12 protein-coding genes are annotated in these 12,937 nt (G+C 62.8%); 5 read left to right on the forward strand and 7 right to left on the reverse strand.

Going from position 1 to position 12,937, the window contains the following annotated elements; genetic code table 11:
• The 4 genes from EFY87_RS19620 to EFY87_RS19635 all read left to right on the forward strand — a co-directional run.
• Positions 1–285: HNH endonuclease (locus EFY87_RS19620; protein ID WP_148043424.1), on the forward strand; the 285-nt coding region annotated here is incomplete at its 5' end.
• Between the two features lie 186 nt (positions 286–471).
• The gene (locus EFY87_RS19625) at positions 472–2,043 is read left to right on the forward strand and encodes an amino acid permease (protein WP_123273180.1); all 1,572 of its coding nucleotides are present in this window, start codon (positions 472–474) and stop codon (positions 2,041–2,043) included.
• A gap of 5 nt (positions 2,044–2,048) precedes the next feature.
• The gene (locus EFY87_RS19630; protein WP_123273181.1) at positions 2,049–2,972 is read left to right on the forward strand and encodes a choline kinase family protein; all 924 of its coding nucleotides are present in this window, start codon (positions 2,049–2,051) and stop codon (positions 2,970–2,972) included.
• Positions 2,973–2,996: 24 nt separating this feature from the next.
• Complete coding sequence (locus EFY87_RS19635) at positions 2,997–5,447, forward strand: GcvT family protein (RefSeq protein WP_123273182.1); 2,451 nt, start codon at positions 2,997–2,999, stop codon at positions 5,445–5,447.
• A gap of 370 nt (positions 5,448–5,817) precedes the next feature.
• Here EFY87_RS19635 and EFY87_RS19640 read toward each other — a convergent pair whose 3' ends face one another.
• The 3 genes from EFY87_RS19640 to EFY87_RS19650 form a co-directional block, all read right to left on the reverse strand.
• On the reverse strand, positions 5,818–6,180 hold the full coding sequence (locus EFY87_RS19640; RefSeq protein ID WP_220093725.1) for a DUF5615 family PIN-like protein: 363 nt from the start codon (positions 6,178–6,180) through the stop codon (positions 5,818–5,820).
• A gap of 2 nt (positions 6,181–6,182) precedes the next feature.
• Complete coding sequence (locus EFY87_RS19645; RefSeq protein ID WP_123273184.1) at positions 6,183–6,413, reverse strand: DUF433 domain-containing protein; 231 nt, start codon at positions 6,411–6,413, stop codon at positions 6,183–6,185.
• A 147-nt stretch (positions 6,414–6,560) separates the two neighbouring features.
• The gene (locus EFY87_RS19650) at positions 6,561–7,685 is read right to left on the reverse strand and encodes a hypothetical protein (RefSeq protein WP_148043425.1); all 1,125 of its coding nucleotides are present in this window, start codon (positions 7,683–7,685) and stop codon (positions 6,561–6,563) included.
• A gap of 914 nt (positions 7,686–8,599) precedes the next feature.
• On the opposite strand from EFY87_RS19650, the gene EFY87_RS19655 reads away from it, so the two are divergent.
• Complete coding sequence (locus EFY87_RS19655; RefSeq protein ID WP_148043426.1) at positions 8,600–9,391, forward strand: AbiTii domain-containing protein; 792 nt, start codon at positions 8,600–8,602, stop codon at positions 9,389–9,391.
• Between the two features lie 10 nt (positions 9,392–9,401).
• Here the strand turns inward: EFY87_RS19655 and EFY87_RS19660 are convergent, their stop codons facing one another.
• The 4 genes from EFY87_RS19660 to EFY87_RS20140 all read right to left on the reverse strand — a co-directional run.
• A complete protein-coding gene (locus EFY87_RS19660) occupies positions 9,402–9,962 on the reverse strand; it encodes a hypothetical protein (protein ID WP_148043427.1) in 561 nt (186 codons plus the stop codon).
• Positions 9,959–10,216, reverse strand: coding sequence for a helix-turn-helix domain-containing protein (locus EFY87_RS19665; protein WP_123273188.1), 258 nt, complete (start codon positions 10,214–10,216; stop codon positions 9,959–9,961). Before EFY87_RS19665 ends, EFY87_RS19660 begins: the two co-directional genes overlap by 4 nt.
• A 126-nt stretch (positions 10,217–10,342) precedes the next feature.
• Positions 10,343–11,491 carry a hypothetical protein gene (locus EFY87_RS19670; RefSeq protein ID WP_148043428.1) on the reverse strand — a complete coding sequence of 383 codons (1,149 nt, stop codon included), beginning with the start codon at positions 11,489–11,491 and terminating at the stop codon, positions 10,343–10,345.
• 443 nt (positions 11,492–11,934) lie between these two features.
• A partial coding sequence (locus EFY87_RS20140) for a hypothetical protein (protein WP_220093726.1) occupies positions 11,935–12,937 on the reverse strand: 1,003 nt, incomplete at its 5' end.

Raw genomic sequence — 12,937 nt, forward strand, 5'->3', positions numbered from 1 at the left:
ACGATCCGCCACATCGACCACATCCGCCCCCACGCCACCGGCGGCGCCACCACCGAACGCGACGGCCAAGGACTCTGCGAACGCTGCAACTACCTCAAAGAACACCCCGACTATTCGGTCACCGGCCACGCCGGACAAACCACCACCACGACCGGCAGCCTCGTCGCAACCAGCCACCCACCCAGTCCACCCGGGCTACCCCCACCCACCCGCTCACACACCGAACGCACCCTCATCGACTTCATCTGGGTGACCCAGCAGTTCGACTACCGACGAGCAAGCTGAAGCTGGTCTGCCGATCGTTCACGTCGTTCGCTCACGCCGCGGGCCGGATGGTCACGCTCCACTGATCGCCAAAAGGTCAGACTTCAGACCAATTTGGCCGAAGGCGTATACATCGCGCTGGGAACGGGTCTAGGTTCCGATACACCACTCCTTGACCGTAGCCCGCACGTGAAGCAGAGGTGAGCAATGCCGGAGGCCCACGAGGCGCTTGAGCCGCTTGACGACGAGGACCAACTCGCCAAACTCGGATACAAACAGGAGCTCGCGCGGACCTGGTCCGGATTCTCCAACTTTGCGATCTCCTTCTCGATCATCTCGATCCTGGCCGGGTGCCTGACCACCTATGGCGCCGGCATCGGCAACGGCGGGCCGGTCTCGATCTCCTGGTCCTGGCCGATCATCTCAGCCTTCATCATGATCATCGGTCTGACGATGTCCGAGCTGGTGTCGTCGATGCCGACCTCGGGCGGCATCTACTTCTGGGCCTCGAAGCTCGGCGGGCCCCGGGCCGGGTTCTTCACCGGCTGGCTGAACCTGATCGGGCTCATCGCCGTGACCGCGTCGGTCGCCTACAGCTGCGCGACCTTCTTCGACCTCACCTTCCAGACCTGGGGCTGGTATTCGGGCACCTCGCTCAGCCGGATCTTCCTCTACTTCCTGGTGATCCTGGTCTTCATCGCCGGCGTGAACATCTTCTCCAGCCACCTGCTCGCGCTGCTGAACAACATCTCGGTGTGGTGGCACGTCGTCGGTGCCCTGTTGCTGATCGCGGTACTGATCTTCGTGCCCAAGGACCACCTCAGCTTCCACCAGGTCTTCCTCGATCGCTTCAACGGATCGGGCTGGTCGGGCGGCTCCACGAGTTCGCTCTCGTTCTGGCTGGCCATCATCCCCTTCGGCTTCATCCTCACGCAGTACACGATCACCGGCTTCGACGCGTCCGTGCACCTCTCCGAGGAAACGCAGGGCGCCGCCAAGACGGCGGCCAAGGGCATCTGGCAGTCGATCCTCTACTCGGCGATCGGTGGCTACCTGCTCCTGCTGGCGGTCACCTTCGCGATCCCGAAGGTCCACGGCATCCCCCAGTACGCGCAGATCCCAGCAGGCGGCGTGCAGTACGTCTTCATGACCGCGCTGGGCAGCAAGTGGGCCGGCCTGCTGTTGTTCATCTCCTCCGCCGCCCAGCTCTTCTGCTGCACCGCCTGCCTGACCTCGACCTCCCGGATGATGTTCGCCTTCAGCCGCGACCGGGCGATTCCGGGTTCGCGGATGTGGTCCAAGGTCAACGAGCACCGGACACCGGTCAACGCGGTCATCTGCGCAGCGGTGATCGGCGCCATCATCACCCTGCCCGCGCTCAAGGGCGTCGGCGGAATCCCCACCGCGTTCTATGCCGTGACCTCGGTCTCGGTGATCGGCCTCTACTTCTCGTTCGCCATCCCGATCTTCCTGCGCTGGAAGCACGGCGAGAAGTTCGACGTCGGCTCTGGGTGGTCCAACGGCCGCAAGTACAAGTGGATGAACCCGGTCGCGGTGATCGAGATCATCGTGGTGGGGATCATGCTGATGCTCCCGACCGCACCGGCCGGCGCCCCCTGGCGCAAGGAGTTCTCCTGGTCCGCAGTGAACTACGCGCCATTCATGACCGTCGGGGTGCTGATCATCCTGGCGATCTGGTGGATGGCATCGGCCAAGAACTGGTTCAAGGGTCCGGTGCGGACGGTCGACGACGAGGAGACCCCCGTTCCGGTCGAGTGACTGGCATGACCACGCCGATGTCCGACGAAAAGCTGGCGCAGCTCTTCGACCAGATCCCGTGTCTGGCCGGTCGCCCGCGCGTCATACAGGAACTCTCCGGCGGCCTGACCAATCGCAATGTTCGCGTCACCACCCCCGCCGGTGACTATGTCGCTCGCTGCGCCAACCCCGGCGCCGAGAAGCTCGGGATCGACCGGCAGGCCGAACACGCCAACAGCGTGGCCGCTCACCGCGCGGGCGTCGGGGCCCCGGTGATCGACTTCCGCCCGGACCTGGGCGTGCTGGTCATCGGCTTCCTCGACGGGAAGACCTTCGGCATACCGGACTTCTCGGTGCCCGGAAACCTCGCGCGCGTCGCTGCGTCCTGCCGCGCCCTGCACCGCGGCCCGCGCTTCGTGAACGACTTCAACATGTTCGCGCGGCAACGCCAGTATCTGGAGACGGCCACGCGCGCCGGCTACCGGATCCCGTCCGGGTATGGCGGCCTCGCCGAGCGCTTCCACGAGGTCGGCCGGGCCCTCGCCATACTGGATGAGGGCACCGTCCCCTGCAACAACGACCTGCTGGCCGGCAACTTCGTCGACGACGGCGAGCAGGTCTGGATCATCGACTACGAGTATTCGGGCAACAACGACGCGTGCTTCGAGCTCGGCGACATCTGGGCCGAAAGCGCGCTCAGCCTCGACCAGCTCGACGAACTCGTCACCTCCTACTACGGCCGTCCCCGCACGAGCAAAGTCGCCAGGGCGCGCCTGCTCGGCGCGGTCGGGCAATACGGCTGGACCCTGTGGGGCGCGATCCAGAACGTGGTGAGTCCGCTCGATTTCGACTTCTGGGAGTGGACCCTGGAGCATTTCGACGTCGCCGCCCGCGAACTCCGCGGCGCCGATCTCCCCCGGCTCTTGACCGATGTCGCCACCCCCGACTGAACTGACTACGGAGTGCCCCACACGATGACCGATCCCATTTCGAGCGGCCTTCCCGACCGCGCACACGTCGTCATCGTCGGCGGCGGCGTCATCGGCACGAGCGTTGCCTACCACCTGACCCGGCTCGGCTGGACCGACGTGGTGCTGCTCGAACAAGGCCGGCTCTCGTGCGGCACCACTTGGCACGCTGCCGGGCTGGTCGGCCCCCTGCGGGCAAGCGAGAGCGGCACGCGACTGGTGCAGTATTCGGCACAGTTGTATGCCGAGCTGGAGGCCGAGACCGGCCTGGCGACCGGATATCGCAACGTCGGCGGCCTGGTCCTGGCACGCACCCCCGACCGGATGGTGCAGCTGGCGCGCACCGCGGCCAGTGGCGCGGCATACGGCTTGCGGGCCGAACTCATCGATCCCGACCAGGCCAAGGAGCTGTGGCCACCGATGCAGGTCGGCGACCTGCTGGGGGCGCTGTGGCTGCCCGGTGACGGCAAGGTCAACCCGGCCGACCTGACCCAGTCCCTGGCCAAGGGCGCGCGGCAACGCGGGACGCGGATCTTCGAGGGGGTCCGGGTCACCGGCTTCGCCACCACAGAGGGCCCTCGGGGGCGCCGGGTCACCGGCGTCCGCACCGACCAGGGCAGCATCGAGGCCGACGTCGTCGTCAACTGTGCCGGCCAGTGGGCCAAGGCGCTGGGCGACCTGGTCGGTGTCACTATCCCCTTGCACTCGGCCGAGCACTTCTACGTGGTGACCGAGCAGGTGGACGGGACCCATCCGGACCTGCCGATCATGCGCGACCAGGACGGCTGGACCTATTTCAAGGAAGAGGTCGGCGGGCTGGTGGTCGGTGGCTTCGAGCCGAATGCCAAGCCGTGGGTCTCCCCCGACCAGATCCCCTACCCGTTCGAGTTCCAGCTCCTGCCGGAGGACTGGGATCACTTCCAGATCCTGATGGACGAGGCGTTGCTGCGGGTGCCGAGCCTGGAGCACACCGGGATCCGGAAGTTCTACAACGGCCCGGAGTCGTTCACCCCGGACAACCAGTTCCTGCTCGGGGAGGCGCCCGAACTGGACGGCTTCTTCGTCGGCTGTGGTTTCAACTCGGTCGGGATCGCGTCGGCCGGTGGCGCCGGCCGCGCGCTCGCCGAGTGGATCGTCGCCGGCGAACCGCAGGACGATCTGGTCGCGGTCGACGTGCGACGCTTCGCGCCCTTCCACGGCGAGACCGCGTGGCTGCGTTCGCGGGTCGCCGAGACGCTGGGCAACCACTACGCCATACCGTGGCCGAATCTGGAGCTCACTTCCGGGCGCCCGCAACGGCTTTCGGCCCTCCACGATCGTCTCGCGGCCAAGGGCGCGATCTTCGGCGCCAAGATGGGGTGGGAGCGGCCGTTGGTGTTCGGCCCTGCCGGAGCGAGTCTGGGGTATTCGTGGAGGAAGCCGAACTGGCTTGACTGGTGCATCGAGGAGCAGGTGGCCTGCCGCAGCGACGTGGCGGTCTTCGACCAGACGTCGTTCAGCAAGTACGAAGTCCGCGGGCCGGGCGCGCTGGCATCGCTGCAGCGGATCTGCGGTGGCGATGTCGACGTGCCGATCGGGCGGGCGGTCTACACGCCGTGGCTGAACCACAAGGGCACCTACGAAGCCGACCTCACGGTCACCCGCACCGGCGAGGACACCTTCTTCATCGTGTCTTCGTCAGCGACCACGATCCGCGACCTCGACTGGTTGCGACGTCACCTCGACGACGCCGTCGCGGTCGACCTGACCGAGGACTATGCCGTGCTCGGCGTGATGGGTCCGCGCTCGCGTGCCCTGCTGCAAGCCCTCACCGACACGGACCTCTCGCACAAGGCATTTGCCTTCGGAACCAGCCGGGAGATCGCCCTCGCCGGCGTCCCGGTCCGGGCGACCCGGGTGACCTACGTGGGCGAACTCGGTTGGGAACTCTACGTTCTCATGGATCAGGCAGTGGTGTATGACGCGATCAGCGCGGCCGGAGCACGCGACGCCGGGTACAACACCATCGAGGCGATGCGCCTGGAGAAGGGCTACCGCGCCTTCCCGCGCGAGCTGAACCCCGACTACAACCCGGTGGAGGCCGGACTCACCTTCGCCTGCAAGCTCGGCAGTGAGATCGACTTCATCGGCCGCGAGGCGGTGCTCGCCGCGAAGCAGGACGGTCCCCGGCGGCGGCTGGTGTCCTTCGTCGCCGAAGACCCCGAGGTGATGATGTGGGGCGGTGAGCTCGTCCTGCGCGACGGCCAGCCGGCCGGGCAGGTCACGTCCGCCGCCTGGGGCGCGACCCTCGGAGCCGCCGTCGGCCTGGCCTATCTGTGGCGACCCGACGGGCAGACAGTCACGCTCGACTGGGTCCGCGGAGGTCGTTATCAAGTCAACGTCGGCGGCGCGCTGGTCGACGTGCGCCTCTCCACCCGGCCCTTGTTCGACCCCGGCAACGAGCGGGTCAGGGGTTGACTGTCGGAGACCGGCCGGTCATCTCGTCGATATCGCAGGGGCCGAACCCGTGCGCGGTGATCTCTCCGACCTGACGAGCCCCAGTGCACAGCACGGGGTGGCCTGGATCGACCGGCTTCGAAGCAACGCTCGGTCAAGCGCAGCAGGCTGTACGGCACGATCGCCATGCTTGCCGTGGGGCTCATCCTCGTCATCCACGCGGCTATCCCCGCTCGGAAGGCAGCTGGTGCTCGCCACCCACTCGGAGACCACCCCGAGTAACGCGAATCCGACGCGGAGTGAGAACAGGCGGACGAGTTCTTCAACGAAAAGCCTTGCCCGCGACTGCTTTCACACTCCGAGTAGGTTTCGTGGGGACTCTTGCCACGAATCACACTGAAGATATCGGCAGGTGACGCACCCGGATCTCATCGTTCGTCAAGACCACCACCGCCCCATCCGAGAGATCCTCTGCCACCTGCGGAAGGTTGCGCTGCAGCAGGTCCGCGATCTGCTCTACACGACGCCCTGATTGGCGCCGGAGCAGAACCACGGATGGCAGCCGGGCGCCGGACACAGCCAACAACTGGCCGAAGTCAGTGTCGGCCGATACAAGGACGCGCCGATCTTGCTCGGCGCGAGCGATCACCTCGTCGTCCGGCGCGGCCGCCATACCAAGATTTCGAACGTGTTCGACGTCATAGCCTTCGAGGAACTCTCGCAGCCGTGGCGACAGGTTGTTGTCGAGAAGCAACCTCACGCCGACGGGCGCAGCGCCACGTGTCGTTCGCGAGTCAACTCGGCCGCGTACCGCAGCGCCTCAGCCACATCAGGAAGCTCCAAGTCGGGCAGGTCGGCGACAACCTCGTCGGCAGTCATGCCATCGGCCACCATCGACACCACCGTAGCGACCGGGATCCGCAGCCCACGCAAGGTCGGCACGCCACCCATCACAGTTGGGTTCACCGTGATCCGCTCAAAGCCCATGGAGCAATCATACGGGCATCCTGCGCCATAGGAGAGGCAAGAATCTGCACTGCGGTATGGACTTCGCTCCCGGCTTCTGGGACTGGACCATCCAAGCTGACGACGCGGAATCACGCCGAGAGAAGGAGCGAGGAATTGCCTCGCTCCTCAGTTGTCCTCTCGACCGGCCGACGCGTTGTCGTCCTTCGGTGGCCAGAGCTCCCACCGGTTGCTCCGGCCGCGTCGCACCTCAGCCGTCGGGAACTCTCGCTGCAGTTCCGCAAGCTTCGCTATGATCTCGCCGATCGTCCGGCCCGACGGAATGACCGCCAGCGGCTGCGGAGGCGGCGGCTCCGTGGCTTCCGCCGCACGTTTGGACAGCATTGCTTCCATGTCCGCCCGAACCGCTCGCACACGGGCTGCCCAGCGCGGCCATGCAGGGCAGGGCAGACCCGGCGGATAGACCCACCCATGATGGGCCAGCGGCGTCGGACACTCCGAGCACATCTCATCGACGGTGAAGGGGCCTTCGGCGATGCGCGCGTTCAGGTCATAGGTCAGTTCCCGGAGCTTGTCGCGAACCTTTCTGCGTTCGGCCTTGTCAGTGGATGCCATCAGCGCGGCCTCCTGCTTAGCCACCTTGTCTTTGAGGTCGCGTACTTCACGTTCGCGATCCCACCGATAGCGCCAGAACGTCAGGTCTCGGCGATCGCGCGGGAGCCAGCCATGGTCATCAACGACGTCCTCCCGGTCTCCGACGATGGGAAGTAGGCGGTCGACCTCGCCTTGGAGCCTGTCGACCGATTCGACCAACTTGGCGATCTCGTCTTCACGTCGGTCGGCAGGCATTGCTGGATACCGAACGCCGTCCCGAAAGGCAGTCAACTCAGCCAGCTCGAACGCGAGACGTGACTCGAACTCAAGAAGCACAAGGCGCGCAGCCGCTCGCTCAGGGTCGTGCCGCTCCTTGTCGCGTTCACGGCGTTCTTTGTCACGCTCACGCTGCCGGGCAGAAGCTTTGTCGCGCCGCGCCTGCCGCGCGTCCCACTGCTTCATGGTCATCATGCGGTGACCTGGCTCCGCGCGCGTCCACTGAGCCATCACGGCCATAGCGGTCTCCAGCTCGTCGCGGCGCTCGTTGCGAACCCAGGGGTTCCAAAGCGAGTCCTCGCTGATCTCAATGAACAGCGCCCGAGCGGCGATGAACTCGTCAGCGGACGATGTCGCATCTGGCTGAGGTTTCCAAAGCTTGCCGTCGTGCTCCAGGGGGCGAGCCGTCGATGTGTCCACCATCCATCGATGGTGGCGGTGCGACGTGAACATCACCGTGACCATCACATGATCAGTCCGTAAATCTCGGCGACGCTACGAATGTGTGATCTCAGCGCACGGGGCCTCGGACATAGCAGCCGACGGGGGCCGCATCGGCATGTCGTCGGCGGCTGCGTAAACCGAAGGTGTGGTTGGACGCCTTCGAGGGTGGACTTGATCGTTCGGTACTCGAAACAACGACGCCGGTACAGCGCGATCTGTGAGATCGATACCAGCACCAGCCGACCAAGCGGTCAGGCTCGCTCAGACCATGCACGATGGAAGCCGCATGCCATTGCTGATCGGCTCTCCGTTGCTGACCGCCAAGCGATCATCACGGCGTACCAGCAGGGTACGTCAGCAGCAACCCTTGCGAACCGATTCGGTATTGCCCGTGGCAGCGTCGACACGATGCTGAACAAGGCCAATGTGCCACGACATGTGAAGCGCATGACAGTCGACGACGTCGCCCAAGCGGTCGCAAGCTATCAGCAAGGAAATTCACTCGCCACTGTCGGCCGTCAACTTGGAGTCTCACCGACCACAGTACGAGACGCGCTTATCCGTGAAGGACACGTGCTTCGTCCAGCGCGCGGGTCGAACGGTGGCGCTGACTCGACAACTTTCACACCTCCATCGTGACCCGCATCTGGGGTGAGGAATCCAAGCAAGACAGCGAAATCGCCACCCCCGCCAAATCGTGGCTTGCACACGGTCATCGCGCCGGGAACGTGGCCGCTCGCCTTCCAGACAGAGGTCCAAGTTGGAGGCGGACGCGATGTAGGTAGAGCCCAACCTATCGGGTGCTAATGCCACTCGCGATCAGAGAGCGCCTCGGAACGACACCGCTCCAGGCAACGGCAGGTCTGTCCTTCCTCCGTGAGACGATCCGGATTATGAGAACAGGTGGTCAGTCGCTAGTCGTTGAGGTCGAGCGCGATCTACTCGACGGGAAGCCTCTGGCCGATCTACTCCGCAAGTGCATCATCCTGGGCACCCGTAGCGGGTCTGCAGAGCTTCGCGACTGGGCATCGAAGGAGCTACGTGGGTACGACAGCGATGACGAACTGCCGACCTATCGAACAGTGTCCGCAGCGATCCAAATGGATGCGGTGACCGCCAACACGCGCATCACCGGCCAGACCCTGGGCGAGAATCAGCTCCCCGACTTCGTTCGAGAAGAAGGGATCGGTAACACGGTTCACTTGCGGTCCGGCATCGACCAGCTCGCCTCAATGGCAAGTCATGGCAATGTAATCGCGCTTTCGCTTCCCGGTGCCGATCTGATAGCCCAGTACTTCGACAGTCGTAGTGGCAATCCGTGGCAGCATATCGACCGGATCTACTGGTCGGTGTCCACCACTGCAATCGATGGCGTACTTGGCCTGATTCGGACAGTCCTGACCGAGCTGATCGCCGAACTCTCGGCATCAGTCTCCGATACACAAATGGAGCCCTCGACCGCGCAGGCCGACAACGCAGTTCAAGTCGCGGTGTACGGCGCAAAGGCACGAGTGACCCTCACCAACTCGCTAGCGTCTGGCGGCTCCACAAGCACAATTGGCGGGTCGACCGATGGCATGGACGACGAGCCGTCCTGGTGGACATTCGGTCGAAAGGTTTGGACGGTCGTCGTCGGACTCTTCGTAGTTGCGGGAGCGATCGCTGCGATTATTGCGGTGGCCTGACCCTGATTGATCACGGCAAGCTCGGATCCTCTGAGGTCGTCACGGTGGTGAACAGAAAAGAGCTGAAACGGTGAGATCGCTCGATCAGCGGCAATGCCATTCCGTAGGTCCACGCACCCTGGTACCTCGGGTGACTTAAGTCATTGCGTAGGTGGCGAGCGAGATGGAGGTCGTCCGCGACCTCCTCACTAAGTGTTCCGTTCGCCCGCGCCCGCTCGATCAGCTTCGTAAGGGTTTGCTTTGACGAGCCATCGGTGAGGTGCATCCGTAACGCAGTCTCCGTCGCCTGCAGTGCGACGAGTACTGCGACAACAAGAAACTCGTAGCAGTAGTAGCTGCAGACGACAAGTTGACGGCTGGTTGCCAGCAGACCCGCAACTTCAGCGGGAGTAGTGTCTTCAGCTGGCCATTGTGCGACCATGCGCCGGATCTGCCCGGGGCTAATCTGTGTCCAGATGCCAGCTTCCGAAAGGTAGCCAAACATCTCCATTCGGGTGTCGGCCGGAATTATCAAATCCTCGGCCGTCGGGCGCGCAAGTGGCAGACCGGACTCGCGTGGCGAACTGCTCATCGGCCCACAAGCTCGTCCAACGACATCCCAAGCACACCGCAAACCGCCAAGAGTGTCGTCAGTCGTGGGTTCATCGGCGTCCCCGGCTTCGACTCGCCCTTCTCGAACTTCTGATAGGTGTAGGACGAGATGCCAACTCGATGGGCAACCTCCTCCTGGCTGAGGTCAAGAGCGTGGCGCGCACGTTGCAGGCGGATGCCGATCTGGCGAGCACGCTCGTCCCATCCCTCGGGAGGATCCTTCGCCCGCGCCATGCACCCAACACTCAGGTGCTCCTTGGTTGCCCACCATCATACATGTATGGGAATCTTTGCATGGGCATACACGGTGCCCTCGGATCGAAGGAGAACCTGACATGGCCGGTGGTGGCGACTTCACTCTCACGCCGCAGTTGGACGGTCGGAGCTGGTGGCGGCGTCTGCTGTCCCGCTTTGCTCACTAGCAAGGGTCCAGACCAGGGTGAAACCGGCACGCGGTAGAACCCAGCCCGGCAGCTCGGCGCTCACCACCTTGGCGTCGAGCTGTTTCGGGTACTGGTCGATCTCCGCGCGCCGAAGGCTGGTGATCATGTCGCCGATGCTCAGTCGAGCGATATCGGTATCGGTGTAGTCGACTGTCAACTTGACGTCTCGGCTCGGCTGCGCGAGCTCGAAGAACAGACGGTGACCGCTCTGTGCTGTCACCACTCGGAACAGATGCTTGATCCGCACTGGCTTACCGGCGGCGATCAGGGCATCGCCGATGCGCACACTGTAGGTCTGCCCAGTCTTGCGAACCGAGCGAGTTGGGGTCCGTGCTTCGCCGTTGACACTGAAGCTCAGCAGCTCGAAGCACTCCTTGGCGCTGGCATCGAAACCTGGCCGTGGCGTCATCAGCCAGGCGCTGGTCGCCGGGATATCCGCCATCAGGTCGGCATACTCGTCACGATTCGAAACGCAGGCGAACTTGCGCACCGGGTGGCTCGGGATGGTCGTGTATTCCCACTGAACCAAGACGTCGAACAGAGGAGTACCTACGGTACTCCTCTCTACTGCAGTAGAGAGCCGAATTGAAACCTCGACATCGTGCCACCGTTCCGGTGCACGGATCGCCTGGTCGCGAACGTCCGCATAGATCTCACTGGCAAACTGGGCGTTACCGAGGCGAAGACTCATCGCGTTGGTGGCCAACCTGTCAAGCAGTTCCGGCGTGGCGACACGCTTCAGGTCGTCCGGCTTGACCGCAAACCCAGACACCACCGCATCGACAAAATCTGGTGTCATATCCTTGAGGATCCGACGTTGACGCTCTTCGTCCTTGGCATCCTGCTCACGGCCGGTGAAGTAATCGATAATCATGCCAAGAGCACCGGTGACGACCAAGGCATCCGACAGAGCACTGACCATGGAGACGATCAGACCATTCACGTGGATCGTGCGGAGCCAGCTGCTCAACGCATTGAGAACAAGACCCAGGATTAGGAAGACTGCACCAACAAGCGAGAGCTTGAGACGGTAAATTTTAACGGTTGAGGATTCAGAGCTAGTCATGTACTCATTAGATTATCTCCAATTTATTCGTCCATGGCAAGAGGGACCGCCGGAGCCTCGTCAAGACGCAATCCCTTCGTGGTGGCCAGCTATTGAGTGCATGCTGGATTGCTGGCAATTTTCGGGCAGCCGGGAAGACTCTATCCGATATTAGCGTTGGGCAGCACTTCCGCTTCGGCTGCGACGTTGGTACTCGTCGAAGCCAACGACCGAATCTGAGAACTCCCGCACCACGCACGGATTCGTAACCCGCGCGGAGGTCACCAGGCCCTGCGATGCGGAGAGAGCAACCCTATTTAAATAGCTTGAGCGGATCGCAAGGCAAAGTAGGCGAAGTTATTGGATGACAGCAGCAGGGATTCTGCGAATGTCAATCTAGAATGTGACAGACACATTAGGCCACCCATGCGGCACTCTTGACATTCTGAAACTGACCCACCAAATCAGAAAGATCTGATGGATTTCGTGAACGCTTTCCAGCGATGTATTTCCTTTGTTAATCTAGTACCCACGACCACAAGTGCCGTTGTGAGGCCGGCCCCCAGAAGCGCCAGCGTCGCAGAGACGCCGAACTGATTCCAAATCCACCCGAACACCGCAAAGAGTAGGAATATGGCTATAGAACACCCGAGGCACCAACACAATACCCTGAACCGCGCAATGTCTGCACGTATTCGAAATTCCTGTGCCGCCTTAAGTCCAGTCCGCAGCTGGTCGACCGCCGCGCCAATCTCAGATACGGTGCAGAAAAAGCCATAAGACTGTGAGACCAATAGCAACGCGTCAAGCGCACACGCAGCCTCCCATAACGTATCGAAACCTCGACCGAGTTGCCTGACCGCAGACTGGATCTCGTTAATCTCTGACTCGACGATCGGAAATGCACCATTGGGAAGTCCCCATACCAGGTGATGCTGTCGGAGGGCGCCGACTACGGCGCAGGTTGTCGCCATGTTCGCTCTGTGCGGCTTCGCTTGGGCTAGCCACTGTGATAGATATTCGACCGCGATCTCGGCGTCGCTAAATTCTGTTCTTGACGAAAGAAACGAAAGTCGAAGCGCAAAAGCTGAGATATATATGTCCTTGTTGATCATACCTAGCCGGCTGAACGACTCGATCAGATCGGAACCAATGACATCATCAATGCCACTCTGTGCCAAAATAACAGCCGCGTTTAGAACCGACGCTGGATCGCTAGCAAACAGATCAGACATGGCACTCTTGTCCGGAGCAATTGCGGCAATCATATCCAGGAAGTGCATCTTCCCTGACTCGCTGCTAACAAGTGCTGAAATTGATGCCATACAACTGAGAGTCAGCAGCCTCAGGCTTGCATTATGCTCCGCGTCCCCCGTCTCAATAGTAGATCTCAACGCGTCGATGACTCTTGACCCGTCCGATCGATACCACTCGGGGTCTACTCGCGCGATCATGTATGCGGCTAGT

The organism is Flexivirga caeni (assembly GCF_003724155.1).
Lineage (GTDB): Bacteria > Actinomycetota > Actinomycetes > Actinomycetales > Dermatophilaceae > Flexivirga > Flexivirga caeni.